Below are 19,312 nucleotides of genomic sequence, written 5' to 3'. Positions count from 1 at the left end.
TAAAAATACCGACCTCCAAAGTTAGATTTTTTAGGTCTAACTTTTGGGGGTCGGGTCATGCTGCTGTTTTTCTTTTTTATGACTTAAAATTTACATTAATTCCGTTTTCACGGCAAAAATGGATAAATTCGATGGCTTTGTAACCATGAATTGTAGCTGCAAACGAAAAATGAAAAAAGTTAAATCTTCCTTCTCTGCGCATATTGTCAAGATAAACTATATTATTTTTTGAATTGTATTGTATGTTTAGTTTTATGTTGTCTTTATATATTTCTCCATTTTCTGCGATAACCGTAATATCGGTTTCCGCTAAAGCCTCTCGGTGGATTCGTCTGCCTCTTATTAATGACCAAATTGCAAACGGTATGAAAATTATGCACATAATAGCAAACGGAATAAAAAATATTAAATTTTCCGTTGCACACATCAAGCCCAAGGCAATAAAAAATACAACTAACCATATTAAAAGAGGTACTGCCTTACGCAATGTGTTTTTATCACTGATTGTTTGAGGTGTTACAGTTACCTGATATATTTTCATATGTTCTCCTTGAGTGATATGTTGTCATATATTTGTTTGCTGATAGAATATAAATATTCTCCCGAAGTTACCCCTGTTTGGGGATAATATCGTGTTCCGTTGTCGCTTACGAGTTTCATATGCAGTTTTTTCATAACATTTTCGGACGCAACATTTTTTGAATCACAATGTGCGGTAATTTTTTCAACTTTTAAAGTGTTAAAAGCATATTCAACTAAAGCATTGGCGGCTTCGGTCGAAAAACCTTTGTTTCTGTACATTTTATGTATTGTCCATCCGATTTCGCATGATTTACGATCTTTGCTGTATCCCAAATTTATACCAACAATTATTGTTTCGTTAAAGATTATTACATATTCTCTGTCATCAGGTTCAATTTTGTTCCATTCGTTTACTGCATACTCAACAAATCTTAGGGTTTCCTCTAAGCTTTCATTTGGCAGGAACATCATCATTGTTATACCCTTATCGCTTGCATATTTATGAATTTCATATACATCTTCAAGCTCTATCGGTCTTATTGTTAATCTTTTAGTTGTAATAATATTGTTCATTTGCACCTCTGCAATTAAGTTGGCTTAGTTAAATAACTAAATTTTATCTTTTTTCAACATATATTTTCTTATTGCTATTGTCAATTTCAAATTCATTTGAAGATACACGTATAAAAGCTGTTCCTACAGGACTATCAATATACTTCAATATATCTGAATCAAGTTGGCATATCTCTGCAATGGATAGCAGTTTTAAATTTTTGTAATTTTCCACATATTCATCATCTTCATTTCCTGCCATAAAACACCAGCCACTGTCTTTATCATTCAAAGCGTCTTCTCTTATCATATATCCAATTTTCCAACCGTCGTCAATAACCTTTTTTGAAACATCAGACATCATACCAAGCATCTTTCTTCTGTTGATAATTGTTTCATAGTATTGTTTGTTATTTTTAAATTCACTAATTCTGTCAGGAGTTAATTGAACACCGACCTCAATGCTGTCAATATTGGCATCCCAAATTTTGTTATCGTCGGTTACGGTTTTTAATAATACTGCAAATTTAAAAATATCGTATTCAGGTATTTCTACATTTGTTTGGATTTCTTTTATTAATTTATTTCCCATTTCATCATAAATATATATTAGTACATTTCCGTTGTTGTAAAGAGTAAGTTTAACTGCGCCTAAATTATTATCATCGTTATAAAACACAAAAAAATCTGAGATTTTTCCATTGACATACCAGTCGAATTCTGTACCATTTCTTCCGTTCATATAATATATAGCACCGTTTTCTTCTAAATTTTCTGCTTTTACATGCGGCAGGTACATTATAAGGTTTTTATTAATCATTCTTCTAATTTCGTTCAATATCTCATACATATTGTAGCTCCTATCAAGTTTAATGATGTGTTTTATTAATTACATTTAATCTTTTTAAGCATTTATGCCTAACTCATCCGCCTTTTAATGATTGGATATTATTATTTTCTTGACATCAATACTACGGTTTCAATATGCGCCGTATGCGGGAACATATCTACGGGTTGGATTTTTTGAATTTTGTAGGTGCTGTTTTGAGTTACATATGCCAAATCTCTTGCGAGGGTTTCGGGGTTGCATGAGATATAGACTACTGTTTTTGGATCCATTTTTATTAGGGAGGAGAGGAACTTTTCGTCACTGCCTGCTCTCGGCGGATCCATAAATACAACATCGGGCTTTTCGTCTTCTTCAGCGACAGACTGCATAAATTCGCCTGCATCGCCTTGATAAAATCTAATATTTTTAAGACTGTTTGCTCTTGCATTTTGCACTGCGTCCTTTACGGCATCTTTGTTAAGCTCAACACCTATAACCTCGCCTGCACCGTGCTTTGCGGCAACAATGCCGATTGTGCCGATTCCGCAATAAGTATCAAGCACTGTTTCTTTGCCCTTCAGATTTGCAAATTCAATTGCCTTGTTGTAAAGCACCTCGGTCTGAACAGGGTTTATCTGATAAAAACTCTTTGGTGAAATTCTGAATTTACATCCGCACAAAATATCTTCAATGTATCCTTTGCCGTACAGTACCTTTTGCACATCGCCGAGCACAAGGTTTGTTCTGTACGGATTTATATTTTGCACAACTGTTTTGATTTCAGGAAACTGCTTTGTAATTGCTTTTACAAAGTTATTCTTTGACGGAAAAACAGGTGTGCCTGTTACAAGCACAAGCATAACTTCATTTGTGGCAAAGCCTCTTTTTACAAGAATATGCCTTAAAAATCCTCTCTGCTTGTCCTCGTCATAGGTGGTTAGCTTAAATGATTTCAGCATTTTGCGTACGGCTACAATGATTTTGTCGGCAGTTACATCTTCGGTCATACACTCGTCAATGCCTACAATATGGTGAGTGCCCGACTGATACACACCCGAAATTATCTTGCCGTTGCGGTCTGTTCTAAAAGCCGCCTGCACCTTGTTGCGGTAGTGGTAGGGAGTATCCATACCGATTATTCTGTCTGCCTTGCCAAATTTTGAAAGCAGCTTTTCAACCTTTTTCTGCTTGAAATTAAGCTGTTCGGAATATGTGAGATTTTGCAGCTGACAGCCACCACACTTTTTATATACAGGGCAGCTGCCTCTTTTTATGTTTTCTTTTGTATTGCTCATAATTATTCTCCATATCCGAAAAGAGCCAAGACTTTGGGTACTCGGCTCTTTTCTTTTTGTTATTATTCTTCTTTTTGATTTTCGTCTGTTGATTTTTCGTCGCTTGAATCCTCGTCAACAAGTCTTTTTACAACAACACGAATAATTCTTTGATTTGCAACTTCCATAATCGTAAAGCGGAAACCACCTGCCTCTACGCTTTCACGCTTATTCGGAATACTGCCTGCATTTTCAAGAATGTATCCGCCAACGGTTATGCTGTCGCTGTCTATGTAATCATCGTCAAGGTCAAAGAGCGCAAGCATATCGTCAAGCTCAAGGTCGCCGTTTACAAGAAATTCATTCTTGCCGATTTTGTAGTAGTTGTGTTCAATTTCTTCGTCCTCGTCCCATATATCGCCAACGATTTCTTCGAGCAGGTCTTCCATGGTGAGAATACCGAGAGTTCCGCCGTATTCGTCGGTAACAATTGCAAGGTGAACTTTTATTCTCTTGAAAGTGCTGAGTATCTTTGAAAGCGGCTGAGTTCTGAAAACAAAGTACGGTGACTGCATTATTTCACGCACATCGGGCGCAATGCCGTCTGCGAGCTTTTCAAGATAATCTCTTGTGTGGAGCACGCCGACTATGTTGTCAACCGTATCTTTATATACGGGGATTCTTGAATATCTGTTCTCAAGAATTATATCCTTGATTTTTTCCGGAGAATCGTCAACGCTTATAAAGGTAACATCTACTCGAGGAGTGATGACCTCTTCTGCAGTTTTCTCGTCAAAGTCGAGTGCAAGGCGCACCATTTCGCTTTCGCTTTCTTCAAGCACACCCTCTTCTTCGATGCTTTCTACTATATATTTAAGCTCGTTTTCGGTCACACTCGGTGCGTCCTCTGTTCCGCCTGAAATTTTAAGGGCAAGACTTTTGAATTTTACAAGAATAAACACAAGCGGTGTTAAAATAAACATAAGAAATTTTATTATGCCCGCTGTTTTAAGAGAAAAGCTGTCGCAGTTTTCCTTTGCAAGGCATTTTGGCAATACCTCGCCGAATGTAAGTACAAGCAATGTGGTTGCACCTGTCGCAATGGCAGAGCCGTAGTCGCCAAACAGAGCCATACACAATACAGTGGCAAGTGATGAACAACTCAGGTTTACTACATTGTTGCAGATAAGAATGGTGGTAAGCGCTTTGTCAAAGTTTTCGATAACAAAAAGTGCAGTTGTTGCTTTTTTGTCGCCGTCCTCGGATTTCTTTTGAATACGGATTTTGTTTACAAAAGAAAACGCTGTTTCTGTTGCAGAAAAGAACGATGACAGGGCAATAAGCACAAGGATTACTATCGCCATTACTATGTTTGATGCCAATTAAATTCACTCCAAAAAACATTATTACTTTTATACTACTATAATTCTTTTATATAATTATTGTTTTTAAGAAAAAAGAGCAAAAAGATTGAAATATATTGTTATAAATGCTATAATATTTAATTGCTGATACATTATTAATGCACTTTTGGAAAAAATATTTTTTGGAGGTGCATTATTATGGCACAAAAAGCAAAAGAAAAGAATACCACAGCAAAAAAATCGGGCAAGGCAAAATCGGAGAACACTGTTAAAAATCCGAACGAACAGCCCGAAAAAAAGTCGCTTGAAAAAGACAGTCCAATTGACGAACAGCACACCGATCAGGTTGAAGAAACAGGTTCGGTGCTCACTACGCATAAGGACAGCGTAATTCATTGCCTGACAATTATAGGACAGATTGAGGGCCATTACATTCTTCCGCAACAGAATAAAACCACAAAGTATGAGCATGTTATTCCGTTGCTTGTATCTATTGAGGAGGACGAGAGAATTGACGGACTGCTTATTTTAATAAATACGGTCGGCGGAGATGTAGAGGCAGGACTTGCCATTGCCGAGGTGATTTCGGGAATGAAAAAGCCTACGGTTTCAATCGTGCTCGGCGGCGGACATTCCATTGGCATACCGCTTGCCGTTGCGGCAGACAAGAGCTTTATTGCGCCGAGTGCGTCAATGACCGTTCACCCTGTACGCACTACGGGACTTACCCTTGGAGTGCCGCAAACCTTTGAGTATTTTCAGCGTATGCAGGACAGGATAACAACCTTTGTTGCCGAAAATTCCGAGATTTCAAAGGAACGCTACAACGAGCTTGTTCTCAACACAGGCGAGCTTGTAATGGACATTGGCACAATTCTTGAGGGGGAAGAGGCAGTCAGCGAGGGGCTTATTGACGAGGTCGGCACTGTTTCAGACGCTATCGACTGTCTTTATACTATGATAAAGCGCAGCAAAGCCCGTAAAAAACGGGGCAGGTAATTTTATTTTCGGTTCTTAAATATTGGACGAGTTTGGATTGATATATTCCAATATTAAACAGAGCCTATTTATTAAAGTATCCGCATATAAATAATTGCGGTTATATGGGCGGTCAGAATCGCCCTTACATATATTTTATGGATAAAGGAGTACATATTATGTCAATTTTAGATGCAATCATTCAGGGCATCGTGCAAGGCTTAACAGAGTTTTTGCCTGTATCGAGCAGCGGACATCTTTCTATCACTCAGCACATTTTAGGTGCAACAGAAAACAACCTTTTCTTTAATGTTATGCTCCATGTTGGTACGCTTGTAGCGGTAGTCGCTTTTTATCACAAGTTAATTTGGAGTCTTATCAAGGAGTTTTTCTCACTTGTTAAAGATGTATTTACAGGCAAATTTAAGTGGAAAGAAATGAACTACGAAAGAAATCTTATTATGATGCTCATTATCGGACTTCTTCCGCTGTTCTTCCTGTTCCTGCCGATTCCGGGCACAGAAATGAAGATAAAAGACCTTGCCGATGTTCTTACCGGCGAAAAATACCTTATTGTTGTGGCAATTTCTTTGATTATCACAAGTATTTTACTTACTGTCGGCATTATCTGCAACAAGAGAACTATAAGCTCGGATACAGGCTTTAAACACCTGAAAAACGCAAAGCACAGCGCAAGCGAGGCAGGCAAAGAGAGCTTTAATGTTCTTGACGCTGTATGCGTAGGTCTAATGCAGTTTGTTGCTGCAATTTTCCCCGGTATTTCCCGTTCGGGTTCAACCCTTGCAGTCGGCGAGATGAGAGGTATTAATAAGCAGAAAGCACTTGACTACACCTTTGTGCTTGGTGTTCCGTCAATTCTTGCGGCAGCTCTCCTCGAGGGTGTAGACGCTATTAAAAGCCCTGATGGTATTTCGATTGACCCTGTTGTAATTATAGTCGGTATGGCGGTTTCGGCTGTTGTAGGCTATTTTTCAATTCTTATTTTTAAATGGTTCTTAAAGACAGACAAAATGATAATTTTTGTTGTATATACAGCACTTGTAGGTATAGTATTCCTTGTTATTTCCTGCATTGAAATAAACACAGGAGCAAATGTCTTTACCGGTGCAATGATTCAATAATGCTTTTAGCGGAGGTAGTATAAATTGGCAACCCAGAAAAAGACAACTAAAAAGAAAACCTCAAGTAAATCAACCTCCTCAAAAGCAAAAAGCACTAAAAAAAGTCAACCGATACCTGAATCACAACCTTTACTGACACCAAGGATAAGAGCAATTATCCTTGGTGCTTTATCGCTGTTTTTTGTAATTTTAATGTTTGTTCAGAGCGTAAATTTATGGAGTACGGTTCGTTCCGCACTTTTTGGAGTATTTGGCTTTGCAACATTTCTTGTTCCCGTCTTTCTTATGTATATGGCAATTATTACGGACAAGGAAAAGCAAATACAGCATTTTAAAAGTAAGGTAGCACTCTGCATACTTATTGTTTTGCTGATAGGAGCATTGATTTATGTTGCAACAGGCACTCCTCATTCGGAAAAAGGTTATCTTGCCTGTGCAGGCGAACTTTATCTCGATATTTTCAAAAGTGAATCTTACTTTACATTCGGCGCCGGTTTTATCGGAGGATTGCTTGGTTATCCTATGGCATCGTTAATCGGAAATGTTCCGACGGTATTGATTTGTATTCTTGTATTGCTTGCCGTTATTTTCGGCATTACAAATCTTTCAATCAATGATATTGCAGAAGCTGCCGCATCAAAGGTTGAGCAAGGTGTTACATATGTAAAGCACAAGAGCGAAGAAAAAGCAAGGGCAAGACGAGAGTATATTGCCGAGCGCAAGGCAGAGGAGGCTGAGCGTGAGCAGCAACGAGAAATGTTTATTGCAGGCGGCGAGGGCGATAAAACCATAGTATCTACTCAAAAGAAAAAGGGCAGAGGCAAGAGGAGCGGTATTGATATTCCGCTTGACGAAATCACTCACGAGGATAACAAAACAAAGCTCAACCGCAAGCTGGAGGTCGATTGCGACTATACGGCAAATGTAAAAGCCGAAACTAAGGCTGAAAACGAGGTTGAAGAGCCGAAGTTTATTAATAATCCTGAAAATACCGTATATGACGAAGAGCCTGAGCAGACTGAAAACGATAACGCTCCGGACGATTTAATGGACATTATCAACAGAGCAAGCAAGAATTTTGACGAGAAGAATAATAAATCAAACGAAGACATTGCAAAGGCTGATGAAGAAAATATCCATAACGCAGAGAACAACAATAGCGAGGAAAGCAGCTTTGAAGAGGAGCTTGAAAACGCAGGATATTCCCCTGTTGAGATTGAAGAAAAAAAGGAAAAGCCTGAGTATCATTTTCCACCTGTTCAGCTGCTTAGTCTTTCAAAAAATAATAACGACAGAAACGCATCCGAGGAAATGCACAATAACGCTAAAAAGCTGATTGATACGCTTGACAGCTTTAATGTAAAGGCGTCTATTGTAAATATTTGCCGAGGCCCGTCTGTTACACGATACGAACTTTCGCCTGCACCGGGCGTAAAGATAAGCAAGATTACAAACCTTTCAGATGATATTGCGCTTAACCTTGCCGCAAACGGCGTTAGAATTGAAGCGCCTATTCCGGGCAAGGCGGCAGTTGGCATAGAAGTGCCAAACAAGGTTGTAAGTATGGTTACAATGCGAGAACTGATTGATTCCGATGAATTTAGGCGAGGAAAGAGCAAGCTCACCTGCGTGCTCGGCAAGGATATTTCGGGCGAGATTGTTGTAACCGATCTGTCAAAACTCACTCACCTGCTTATTGCCGGTACAACAGGTTCAGGTAAGTCAGTGTGTGTAAACTCAATTCTTATGAGTATTCTTTACAAGGCAAAGCCTGACGAAGTAAAGCTGCTGCTTATTGACCCTAAAATGGTAGAATTTACCAAGTACAGAAGTATTCCGCATCTGCTTATACCGGTAGTTACAGACGCTAAAAAAGCGGCAGGCGCACTTGGTTGGGCAGTGTCTGAAATGGAGCAGAGATATAAGATTTTGTCTGAATACTATTGTAAGAATATTGACGCTTACAATGAGCTTATAGACGAAAACTTAAAATATATGGCAGAAAATCCGCCTGTTGAAAACGAGGACGGCGAGCTTGTTCAGCCTGTTCTTGAGAGAAACGGACTTCCTGTGCCAAAGGAAAAAATGCCGAGAATTGTAATTGCCATTGATGAGCTTGCCGACCTTATGATGGCAGCTCCGAGCGAGGTTGAGGAATACATTGCCCGACTTGCTCAGAAAGCGAGAGCCGCTGGTATGCACCTGCTTGTTGCAACTCAGCGACCGACCGTAAATGTAATTACAGGTCTTATCAAGGCAAACATTCCAAGCCGTATTGCACTCAAGGTAAGCTCCAACATTGATTCAAGAACTATCCTTGATTTCAGCGGTGCAGAAAAGCTCATAGGCAGAGGCGATATGCTGTTCCTGCCTGTTGGTGCACCAAAGCCTATGCGTGTGCAGGGGTGCTATGCTTCCGATGAGGAAATTGAGGGTGTAACAAATTATATTAAAAAATCTTCTTCCGCTCAATATAATGCGGAGATTGAAGAAAAAATCAAGAGAATTGCCGCAGAAGAAATCGCTCAGGGCAAACGAAACGATGACAGGGGCGGCGAGGACATTGAAATCGACTCAAAAATGGAAGATGCAATCAAGTGCGTAATCGAGGCAGGACAAGCATCTACTTCGCTCATTCAGCGCAGGCTCAAGGTAGGCTATGCAAGAGCGGGCAGAATGATTGACGATATGGAGCAGATGGGTATTGTAGGGCCGCATCAGGGTTCAAAGCCGAGAGATGTACTTATGACCTATAATGAGTGGCTTGAGCGCCGCAACATTATGGGCAGTGATGATGAATAAATTTAAAAGGTGATATTATGGCATTTTTACCAATGAATATTAAAGAGGTTAAGGCTCGTGGATGGGACGAGGTTGACTTTGTATATGTAATGGGCGACAGCTATGTTGACCACCCGTCCTTTGGTGCTGCCATAATAACAAGAGTGCTTGAGGACTGCGGCTATCGTGTAGCAGTCCTCTCTCAGCCCGATTGGAAAAATGACGCCGACTTTTTGCAGTTTGGCAAGCCGAGATTAGGATTTTTTGTTACGGCAGGCAATATAGACAGTATGGTAGCGCATTACACCGTTGCCAAGCGCAAGCGCAGTGATGATGCCTATACCGCAGGCGGCAAAAACGGAAAGCGCCCCGACAGAGCGGTTACTGTTTATTCAAATATAATCCGCAGACTTTACCCCGACTCGGTAATTATAATAGGTGGTCTTGAGGCATCACTCAGAAGATTTGCCCACTATGATTATTGGAAAAATACCGTTATGCCGTCTGTACTTTTTGACAGCAAGGCTGACATTATTTCATACGGAATGGGCGAACTGCAAACTATTGAAATGGCAAAGCGCCTTTCCGAGGGTTACCCTGTTGAGGCATTATATGACATTCGTGGCATTTGCTATGCGGTAAAAACAAGCGACTATGTGCCAAAAACGGTTGTTGAACTGCCAAGCTATGAGAGAGTTTGCGAGAGCAAAAAGGATTATGCAATAGCCGCCAGAAAAGAGCTTGAGGAGGCGGACGCTGTACGAGGCAAAACGCTTATTCAGCGCCACGGAAATTATATTCTTATTCAAAATCCGCCAATGCAGCCGCTAAATACAAAGCAGCTTGATTATGTATATTCATTGCCGTACGAGAGGTGGTATCCGCAGTGCTATGAAAAGCTCGGCGGTGTGCCGGGTATTCAGGAAGTGCTTTTTTCCATTACTCATAATCGTGGCTGTTTTGGCGCTTGTAATTTCTGTTCGCTTGCGTTTCATCAGGGAAGAGCCGTAACGGTCAGAAGTAAGCAGAGTGTAATTGACGAGGCAAAGGCTTTTCTTAATGACAAGAGATTTAAAGGATATATAAGTGATGTGGGCGGCCCTACGGCTAATTTCAGATTGCCGTCTTGCGAAAAGCAGAAAAAGGCAGGACTTTGCAAAAGCAGAAAGTGCCTTGCGCCCACACCTTGCCCGAATATGCAGGTGTCACACACAGAATACCTTGATATTTTGCGTGAGCTGAGGAAAATTGACGGCATAAAAAAAGTGTTTATACGCAGCGGTATTCGTTTTGATTATCTTATGGAAGATCAGAGTGACGAATTTTTTGAAGAGCTTGTAAAGTATCATATAAGCGGTCAGCTGAGAGTTGCCCCTGAGCATTGCTCAGCGGCGGTACTTGACAGAATGGGTAAACCGCACATAGAAACTTATAAAAAGTTTTGCGATAAATTTTATAAACTGACAGGTCGTATGAGTAAAGACCAATACATAGTGCCGTACCTAATGAGTTCGCATCCGGGTTCTACTTTGAAAGATGCGGTGGAACTTGCGCTGTTCTGTAAGAGGGAGAATATACATCCAAAGCAGGTGCAGGACTTTTATCCGACTCCGGGTACAATTTCAACCTGTATGTTTTATACAGGTATAGACCCTTATACAATGAAAGAGGTTTATGTACCGAAAACAGAGGAAGAAAAGTCAATGCAAAGAGCGCTTTTGCAATACTTTATTCCCGAAAACAAACAGAAAGTAATTAAAGCACTTATAAAAGCAGGCAGAAAAGATTTGATAGGTTATGATTCAAAATGCCTTGTTCAGCCAATGAGTAATCAAAATAATTATAAGGGAAATAATAAAGGTCAGAAATCTTCTTACAATTCAAATAAAAACAATTCCCGTAACAGAAACGGAAAACAGACAAAAGATAAGTTTGCAAAATACAGAAGAAAAAAGAAATAAATTAACTGTAAATGCAAACCGTCAAAGCCCTGTTCTTATATGTAAGTTTAGGTATTGACCTATTGTAAATTTTGATTTATAATTAACAAATGAAAACAAAATCAGAAAGGATTTTATAATAAAATGGGAGTTTATGAGGAATTAGTAGCCAGAGGTCTTATTGCTCAGGTTACAGACGAAGAAGAAATTAAGGAGCTTGTCAACAACGGTAAGGCTGTATTTTACATTGGCTTTGACCCAACAGCCGACAGCTTGCATGTTGGTCACTTTATGGCGCTTTGCCTTATGAAACGCTTGCAGATGGCAGGCAACAAGCCGATTGCACTTATCGGCGGCGGTACAGCTATGATCGGTGACCCGTCAGGCAGAACAGATATGCGCCAGATGATGACTACTGAAACTATTCAGCACAATGTTGATTGCTTTAAAAAGCAGATGGAGCGTTTCATTGATTTTTCAGACGGCAAGGCACTTATGGTAAACAATGCCGATTGGCTGCTTGACCTTAACTATGTTGATGTTTTGCGTGAGGTTGGCGCTTGTTTCTCGGTAAATAATATGCTCAGAGCAGAGTGCTACAAGCAGAGAATGGAAAAGGGACTCAGTTTCCTTGAGTTTAACTATATGATTATGCAGAGCTACGACTTCTATGCTCTCTATCAGAAATACGGCTGTAATATGCAGTTTGGCGGAGATGACCAGTGGAGCAATATGCTCGGCGGTACAGAGCTTATCAGAAGAAAGCTCGGCAAGGATGCATATGCCATGACAATCAATCTTCTCCTTAATTCCGAGGGTAAGAAGATGGGCAAAACCCAGTCTGGTGCTGTATGGCTTTCTGCTGAAAAGACAAGCCCATACGATTTCTATCAGTATTGGAGAAATGTTGCCGATGAAGATGTAATCAAATGCCTTAAAATGCTTACATTCCTTCCGCTTGAGCAGATTGATGAGCTTGCAAAGCTTGAGGGCAGCGAGCTTAACAAGGCTAAGGAGATTCTTGCATATGAGGTAACAAACCTTATACATGGCAAGGAAGAGGCAGACAAGGCTCAGGAGGCAGCAAGAGCATTGTTTGGCAGCGGTGCAAATACAGACAATATGCCGTCAACAGAGCTTACAGACGCTGATTTTACAGATGACGGTATCGCTATTCTTGACCTTCTTACAAAGTGCGCACTCATTCCGTCAAAGGGTGAGGGCAGACGCCTTATTCAGCAGGGCGGCGTTGCTGTTGATGATGAAAAGGTAACAGATGTATATGCAACTGTTCCAAAGTCAGCATTTGAAAAGGGTTATGTTGTAATTAAAAAAGGTAAGAAAAAGTTTCATAAGGCTGTTTTATAATAAACCTGTTTTTTAAAATTTGTAATTAACGGATTGTTCGCCCTCTTAAAATGGTGAACTTGAAATTTTAACCTTAATAAACTAAATCAAAAGCAAAAATCCCCACTCTCAGCAGTGGGGAAGTGTTTATCCTTTAATGTTTATGTAGCTTGGTAGTTTTAGACTACTAAAAAATATTTTCAGCAGAGGAGTTTAGAAAATGAAAAAGTTTTTCAGCGAATTTAAAACCTTTATTATGAGAGGCAATGTGCTTGACCTTGCAGTCGGCGTTATTATCGGTGCGGCTTTTCAGGCTATTGTTACTTCACTTACAACAGACATTATTTCACCGATTCTCGGTTTATTTGGTGGAATGAACTTTGACCAGTATGCCCTGACAATCGGAGATGTATCAATCGGCTATGGCAAGTTTTTGACTGCGGTTATTAACTTTATCATTATGGCATTTGTCATCTTCCTTATTGTTAAATTGGTTAATAAGATTATGGCAATCGGCAAAAAGCCTGAAGAACCTGAAGAACCGGCAGAACCCACAACAAAAATTTGCCCATTCTGTCAGAGCGAAATTTCTATTAAGGCTACAAAATGCCCACATTGCACAAGCAATATTCCTGAAGAAACAAAGGAATAAATCGTTAATACATAAGCTAAAGCTCCCGATATTGCTGTCGGGAGCTTTTTTGATAAAAGAATCTATCCTAAATGTTGGGGTAAGATTAATAAATAGTGTTTATGCACAAGGTTTAGTTTAATAAATTTAAAATTTAGGTCAACCCTTTTTAAAGGGTTGCGGGTTTGGGCAGAGCCCATAAAACGGTAAAAATGCACTTATTTTAATAAAAAATAATAGTTGTAATTACATCATAGAAAAACTAAACTTTAGACTATTAAAGACTTTAAAATAAAACAGAAGTTAAGACTAATAAGTGGCAGAGAGCAAGAAAGTTACGCTTCCTAAATTGCAATATCAAACATTTCGGAATACGAGTGATAACCGAAAATCATTTGGAATGGAGTAATAACAAACCCGTGAGAAAACTCGGACACAAAAGTCCTAAACAATTGTCAGCTTAGAGAATGGTGGCGTAAATTGCCATTTTGGAGCTTCTTTGACTTTATTTTTACCTAAAATGGGTCACATCTATTTACAACGCAACAACGCAGAGAGATGCAAAAATTGAGAAATTCTCTTTGTATCTTGATTTTGGGTGACGGTTATGATACACTTTTGTGTGTAAATTATAGAAAGCAGATATGAACTTTCCTTGCAATGTTACAGCATATTTGTGGAGTGGAAAAGTATCTGATTGCAAGCTACTTGCAAAAATGAGATGAAGAAGAGTAAACCGACAGAGGTCGCAGAATTGTATCTAATGTGTTGATTAACCACTTTCTTCAGCAAAGGTAGTTGAAGTGATGTTGACATCTTATCAGTCGGGCGGAGAAGTTTTCGGATATATTTTCCTTCCGCCCGATGTGATACAGTGATTGTAAGAATGAGGACATTGATATTTGGCTTTATATCATTGCTCAGTTAGTTAAGAGAAATATAAGAATTATAAACAGACGCTAAAGGTGGAACTAATATGTTAGAAAGAAATGTTGGGGCTGTGAAGTTGACCGTTAATCAAATGATTAAGCAGCTTTCAAATGCATATGTGTCATTAATTAAATTGGAAGTTTCTTTAAAAAGCTTTCCATCGGTTATGGGGGCCTCCCGGAGTGGGAAAATCACAAGGTGTCAGGCAGATCGCTTCTGAAATATCTGAGCTAACCCAAAAAAGAGTTGGGGTAACGGATGTTCGCCTCTTGTTGTTTAATCCTGTGGATCTCCAGTATCCGGAACAGTTCATGAGTGATGGATATGCTATGTCAGGTAAGGATATCGACTTGTATCTTACTATCATCAAACTTCATGAACAGCAACAGTATATGTATGATAATAGAGTTCATTCTGTGGAGCATCGCTTTGTAAGCATTTCACAGCCGTGGTTTCGACCGATTGTCAAAGGAAAGATCAAAGCGCCCGTTGAATTTGGTGCAAAATTTGACCTCAGCCTTGACAGTGAAGGTTATGGGCGTATCAAAAAATTTTTTTTCGAGGCATACAACGAGATCACCTGTCTGATGGAAGCAGTAGAACGCTTCAAAGAACGCACCGGATATTACCCAGAATATGATATGTCCTGACAGATCAAATTTATCGGACCAGAGAAAACAGGAGTTATTGCAAAGAGCATGGGATCCGGTTGTCGGGTCCAAGGCTGGGCAGACCAAGTGTTACGGCAAAAGTTGATAAAAAACAAGAGTATCAGGATAATACCGATAGAATCGAAGTGGAGCGTATCTTTAGTCTGAGCAAACGTTGTTATGGAATGAGCTACATTACCACAAAACTGGAAGAAACTCAGTTGTCTTCTATCGTATTATCTGTATTCATGATGAATCTGTTTAAAATTCAGAAACGAATACTTTGTACTCTTTTTTATCTGTTCCTATCTTGGGTTGGATCGGACATAAGTAGGAACGTGGGGGGCTTACCAATAACTGCTGCTTAATCAGCAGACACTAATTATACATCATTTTTCAGAGGGTGCTTTATTTTGTGCAATGTTTTGTATTTACTCATTTATAGTTGCGAATAAAAGGAGAGTGCTGTTTTAATGACAATAAAGAAAATATTTATTTTGTGCATGACCTCTGTTATCGGCATAGCGTTGTGTGCGTGTAGCGGAAAGAAAGAAATGAAAAAGGTATCCGAACTAGCGTATGACCGTGCTGACTCTACGAATCTAATTTATGTTCTTGAAAATGGAGAATACATCCCGTTTTTAGTTTTGACCGATGATTATGGTGGCAATACGTTGTTGCTCAGAAAAGAAATCACTGGTAATAACAGAAGAATTAGCGACTATAGTGCTTATTATGCTAAAAGCGAAATTGATTTGTATTTGAATGAAGATTATTTAGGATTCTTGACTGAATTATCGCAATACCTGTCTACGACAAGTGTAGAAATTACATGTGATGACGCATTGGGAGTGTCAGGCCTTGAGACGGAAGCCGTTGAAAGAAAGGTTTTCTTGCTGTCATGTAATGAGGTCGGTATAAGCGATTCAGTTAATATAGCTCCCGAAGGGGAACTGCTTGAGTATTTCCGAAACGAAGAGAACAGGAAAGCATATGTCGATGGCGAATTATCAAGTTGGTGGCTGCGTACACCCAATACTTATTATCTTTCTTGTTCCTATGTAATTGGTGATAATAATAAAATCGGCTTCACAAATTCATATGATCTAAACGGTATACGCCCTGCTTTTTGCGTAGATGGTGACATGAAAATTGAATTAAGAAGCGGCATTGTTGCCGATGAAATGGTTTATGTTTTCTCGTTTGAGAACTAATATATGAAACAAAAGGAGTCCTGCAAATAAAAGTCAAGCCCTAAAATGGAAAAATCAGCCTTTGTCAATAAAAGTGTGTAAGTTTTTTTAGAAATTAGATAATTGATGTTTTTGTACGCCTTTGGAGTGGAGCGGAGCGCAACGAAAAAGGCGTACAAAACGGAGTCAGATTAAGTGCTCGTATTTTTTAATACGGGCTTTAATTTTGTCGTTTGTCGCGAGTTGATTTCTGACCATAGCCCAGTTTTGGACCTTGCTTCCGTTCCATTTTTTGTAAAGCTCGGTAATTCTGAGATAGAGCAATTTGAGCAATGCATTTTCGTTTGGGAAAGCACCTTTTTTGGTGACCTTTCTAAAGCTCAAATTGATGCTTTCAACCGCATTTGTTGTGTACATAACCTTTCTGACCGCACTTCCGTAATCGAAAAGCTGCTCTATATGGTTGAAATTTCGCTTCCATACATCTACTGCTCCCGGGTATTGCGACCACTCCTGACAGAACTGCTCAAAGGCTTTTCGAGAGGCGAGCTTGTAAAATAAAGTGTGTAAGTAAAAAAAATAGCTTACACACTTTATTTTACAAGCTCCGGCTTTCGGCATTTGCTTTATAAAATGAAATTTTAACAAATAATGCAGTATGGCACATATGAAGTAATTGTAATAAATTTATTAAAATAGAATCACTTTTGCTGTGTGCCGCACGATTATCCTATTTTTACAACTGCATTTTGCGGACAAACAGTCATGCAGTTTCCGCAGTGCAGACAGTTGTTTACATTGATTTTAGAAGGGACTGTTGAAAAATCTATGCAGTTCTGTGGGCAAACTGTTTCACACGCTTTACAACCAATGCAATTGTTGCCAATCACATATTGTTGGTTTATTATCCTTACTGTTTCCTATTGAAAAATCAGCCCTTTCAATAGGCTTTTTTGAAAGGTCAAACCACTCGCCGTTTGCATCATAAATGCAAAATACAGTGAGTGCTTTTCTTGATTGCTCGGTCGGATAAATTTCGTACATATAGCTGTTCTTTTTAAATAGTCTTTCCAATGGCTCACTGCCGATTTCCTTAACTTTTCCTCTTAAAGATACGGCAACGCAAGACATAGTATCTTTGCCTTTCATTCCTGTTAAAGCTACATAGCCGTTTCGCTTTAATCTGTCGTAAGAATTTTTGCCTTTTGCCGTTAAAAAATACAGTCCGTTATCGTCATAATCCATTACATCAATGGCGCAGGTTACGGGTAGGTCGTTCGCATCCGTTGTTGCCATTACAGTAGTGTGGATTTCCTCGACAAGATATTTTAAATAGTTCATATTCCGCCTCGTATTTAGTATTCATTTTCATTATATGTGCTTTTGCCCGTCTTGTAATCTATGGTTACATTTGGCTGCACATTGTAGCAGTACACGCAAAATGTAACTCCGTCACCGTTATCTTCCACCGATTTTGCCTCAATCAGCACACCTCTTGCTACAAGGTCGTCATTTTCAAAAACAGGTGTAACACGATAAAGTGCGTGGTTGCCTGTACTTTTTACATAGTTTGCAACCATATTTTCAAATGGGAGCATACCCGTAACATTGAGATACCTTGTTCCTGTAATCAAATTTTTTTCGTTGGCATTTTCGCCTGTCAGTTGATACGCAATAAGGTGACAACGGTTGTATAAATATTTTCCGTCTACAAAGTCATATTTTACGGTTTGCCAGCCCGATGGCTTAATTTTGCCTATCTGGCCTCTCTCTTCTGTCGGCATTATATCTGTACCAACGCAGGCATAGGCTGTGCCGCATCTTCCTAATTCGTCTAAATCCGCATAGTATTCAAATGATGATGTTGTGTAATCGTCATCACTGAAATACGGTTCGTTGCCGTTTATTTCTACAAATGCCGAGCCTGAATATTTTGGAATATCGGAAAGCGTAATAATTTTTTCGGTTGAATTATTCTCTGTGGGCTGATTGTTTATAATTAAAATTACCGCAAAACAGCATAGCAATGCAAGTGCGGTCGGAACAGTAATTTTTGTGGTTTTTCGTTTTTTAGCTTTCATAATTACCTCAATTATAATGTTATGTAATTATTATAATTGAGGTAATTGCATTTTTCAAGTTTTCAGTTGACAAAAAATTTGCGTGTAAGTTATAATTAAAAGTGTAAGGTGTGTTATGCATTTTATAATATTCAAAAGGGAGTTGTTACTATGAAAATTCTTGTTACCGGCGGAACAACATTTGTTAGTAAATTTACTGCGGAATATTTTCTCAAAAGAAATAATGAAGTGTATGTTATTAACAGAAACAGCAGGGAACAGGTTCTCGGTGTTCATTTGATTGAAAGTGACAGAATGAATCCGAGCAATTTGTTAAAAAATGAACATTTTGATTTAATTATTGATGTAACCGCTTATAATCAAGAACATATAAAAAGCATATTAAATTCAGGAGTTATTTTTGATAACTATATTTTTATAAGCTCAAGTGCGGTATATCCTGAAACAAATATTCAACCATTTAATGAAGAACAAGCTTGTGGTCAAAATTCTGTTTGGGGCGACTATGGTATAAATAAGCTGATGGCTGAACAATATTTAATCAATCATTGCCCCGATGCTTATATATTAAGACCGCCGTATTTTTATGGAATGTACGAAAACCTTTATCGTGAGGCTTTTCCTTTTGATTGTGCAGAATTAGACAGAAAATTTTATATTCCGCAAAAAGGTGATATGAAGTTGCAGTTTTTTAATGTATCGGATTTATGCAGATTTATTGAAATAATTATTGAAAAACAGCCGAAAAATCACATTTACAATGTAGGCAACAAAAATGCCGTAACTATAAAAGAATGGGTTGAGCTTTGCTACAAAGCTGTGGGCAAAGTACCAGAATTTATAGAAGTTGATAAATCTATTCCACAACGAGATTATTTTTGCTTTTATGACTACGAATATATTCTTGATGTCAGCAGGCAAAATGAGCTTATGCCAACAACAGTTCCACTCGAAGTTGGTTTAAAAGAAGAATATGAATGGTATAAAAATAATTATAACAGTGTCTATAATAGAAAACCTTATATCGAATTTATAGATAAAAATTTAAAATAGCAATAACAGAGATACAAAAGGGTGTTACCGTGCAAGGAGCACCCT

Annotated in this window: 17 protein-coding genes and 1 pseudogene; 9 read left to right on the top strand and 9 right to left on the bottom strand. The window is 38.8% G+C overall.

All coding sequences use genetic code 11. The annotated features are described in order from the left end of the window. Positions 1-76: 76 nt before the first annotated feature. The 5 genes from DXC23_RS09890 to DXC23_RS09870 all read right to left on the bottom strand — a co-directional run bounded on the left by DXC23_RS09890 (position 77) and on the right by DXC23_RS09870 (position 4,559). A complete protein-coding gene (locus tag DXC23_RS09890) occupies positions 77-541 on the bottom strand; it encodes a hypothetical protein (RefSeq protein WP_117705989.1) in 465 nt (154 codons plus the stop codon). After that, positions 538-1,095 carry a GNAT family N-acetyltransferase gene (locus DXC23_RS09885; protein ID WP_117705987.1) on the bottom strand — a complete coding sequence of 186 codons (558 nt, stop codon included), beginning with the start codon at positions 1,093-1,095 and terminating at the stop codon, positions 538-540. Before DXC23_RS09885 ends, DXC23_RS09890 begins: the two co-directional genes overlap by 4 nt. 43 nt (positions 1,096-1,138) lie before the next feature. Next, on the bottom strand, positions 1,139-1,924 hold the full coding sequence (locus DXC23_RS09880) for a DUF2185 domain-containing protein (protein ID WP_117705986.1): 786 nt from the start codon (positions 1,922-1,924) through the stop codon (positions 1,139-1,141). A 101-nt stretch (positions 1,925-2,025) separates the two neighbouring features. Next, the gene (rlmD, locus tag DXC23_RS09875; protein WP_117705984.1) at positions 2,026-3,198 is read right to left on the bottom strand and encodes a 23S rRNA (uracil(1939)-C(5))-methyltransferase RlmD; all 1,173 of its coding nucleotides are present in this window, start codon (positions 3,196-3,198) and stop codon (positions 2,026-2,028) included. Between the two features lie 62 nt (positions 3,199-3,260). Continuing rightward, complete coding sequence (locus DXC23_RS09870; RefSeq protein WP_117705983.1) at positions 3,261-4,559, bottom strand: hemolysin family protein; 1,299 nt, start codon at positions 4,557-4,559, stop codon at positions 3,261-3,263. Between the two features lie 180 nt (positions 4,560-4,739). On the opposite strand from DXC23_RS09870, the gene DXC23_RS09865 reads away from it, so the two are divergent. The 8 genes from DXC23_RS09865 (at position 4,740) to DXC23_RS09830 (ending at position 16,154) form a co-directional block, all read left to right on the top strand. Then, positions 4,740-5,540 carry an ATP-dependent Clp protease proteolytic subunit gene (locus tag DXC23_RS09865; protein WP_117705982.1) on the top strand — a complete coding sequence of 267 codons (801 nt, stop codon included), beginning with the start codon at positions 4,740-4,742 and terminating at the stop codon, positions 5,538-5,540. Between the two features lie 158 nt (positions 5,541-5,698). Then, positions 5,699-6,661: an undecaprenyl-diphosphate phosphatase gene (locus tag DXC23_RS09860; protein WP_117705980.1), complete on the top strand. Its 963-nt coding sequence runs from the start codon at positions 5,699-5,701 to the stop codon at positions 6,659-6,661. A gap of 24 nt (positions 6,662-6,685) precedes the next feature. Then, positions 6,686-9,463, top strand: a complete 2,778-nt coding sequence (locus tag DXC23_RS09855; RefSeq protein ID WP_242997491.1) for a DNA translocase FtsK — start codon at positions 6,686-6,688, stop codon at positions 9,461-9,463. A gap of 17 nt (positions 9,464-9,480) precedes the next feature. Beyond that, on the top strand, positions 9,481-11,403 hold the full coding sequence (locus DXC23_RS09850; RefSeq protein ID WP_117705978.1) for a YgiQ family radical SAM protein: 1,923 nt from the start codon (positions 9,481-9,483) through the stop codon (positions 11,401-11,403). A 123-nt stretch (positions 11,404-11,526) separates the two neighbouring features. Further along, positions 11,527-12,750 (top strand): tyrosine--tRNA ligase, encoded by a 1,224-nt coding sequence (gene tyrS / locus DXC23_RS09845; protein ID WP_117705977.1) that lies wholly within the window; start codon positions 11,527-11,529, stop codon positions 12,748-12,750. Between the two features lie 199 nt (positions 12,751-12,949). After that, the gene (mscL, locus tag DXC23_RS09840; RefSeq protein ID WP_117705975.1) at positions 12,950-13,381 is read left to right on the top strand and encodes a large conductance mechanosensitive channel protein MscL; all 432 of its coding nucleotides are present in this window, start codon (positions 12,950-12,952) and stop codon (positions 13,379-13,381) included. Positions 13,382-14,472: 1,091 nt separating this feature from the next. After that, positions 14,473-14,940, top strand: coding sequence for a hypothetical protein (locus tag DXC23_RS12700; protein ID WP_242997490.1), 468 nt, complete (start codon positions 14,473-14,475; stop codon positions 14,938-14,940). A gap of 473 nt (positions 14,941-15,413) precedes the next feature. Further along, positions 15,414-16,154 carry a DUF6273 domain-containing protein gene (locus DXC23_RS09830; RefSeq protein WP_117705973.1) on the top strand — a complete coding sequence of 247 codons (741 nt, stop codon included), beginning with the start codon at positions 15,414-15,416 and terminating at the stop codon, positions 16,152-16,154. Between the two features lie 165 nt (positions 16,155-16,319). Here the strand turns inward: DXC23_RS09830 and DXC23_RS09825 are convergent. From DXC23_RS09825 to DXC23_RS09815, 4 genes and pseudogenes are all read right to left on the bottom strand, one after another. Then, positions 16,320-16,667, bottom strand: a pseudogene (locus DXC23_RS09825) (transposase); the annotation flags it as partial. A gap of 191 nt (positions 16,668-16,858) precedes the next feature. Next, positions 16,859-17,023 (bottom strand): 4Fe-4S binding protein, encoded by a 165-nt coding sequence (locus DXC23_RS12810; RefSeq protein WP_347474793.1) that lies wholly within the window; start codon positions 17,021-17,023, stop codon positions 16,859-16,861. After that, on the bottom strand, positions 16,995-17,474 hold the full coding sequence (locus tag DXC23_RS09820) for a pyridoxamine 5'-phosphate oxidase family protein (protein ID WP_347474791.1): 480 nt from the start codon (positions 17,472-17,474) through the stop codon (positions 16,995-16,997). The genes DXC23_RS12810 and DXC23_RS09820 overlap by 29 nt, the downstream gene beginning before the upstream one ends. A gap of 14 nt (positions 17,475-17,488) precedes the next feature. Further along, positions 17,489-18,214 (bottom strand): DNA/RNA non-specific endonuclease, encoded by a 726-nt coding sequence (locus DXC23_RS09815; RefSeq protein ID WP_117705971.1) that lies wholly within the window; start codon positions 18,212-18,214, stop codon positions 17,489-17,491. A gap of 150 nt (positions 18,215-18,364) precedes the next feature. Here DXC23_RS09815 and DXC23_RS09810 point away from each other — a divergent pair, with 150 nt between their 5' ends. Beyond that, complete coding sequence (locus tag DXC23_RS09810; protein WP_117705970.1) at positions 18,365-19,267, top strand: NAD-dependent epimerase/dehydratase family protein; 903 nt, start codon at positions 18,365-18,367, stop codon at positions 19,265-19,267. Positions 19,268-19,312: the final 45 nt, after the last annotated feature.

The organism is Eubacterium sp. OM08-24, assembly GCF_003438075.1.
GTDB lineage: Bacteria > Bacillota > Clostridia > Oscillospirales > Acutalibacteraceae > Ruminococcoides.
This window is presented reverse-complemented; position numbering and strand designations above follow the sequence as displayed.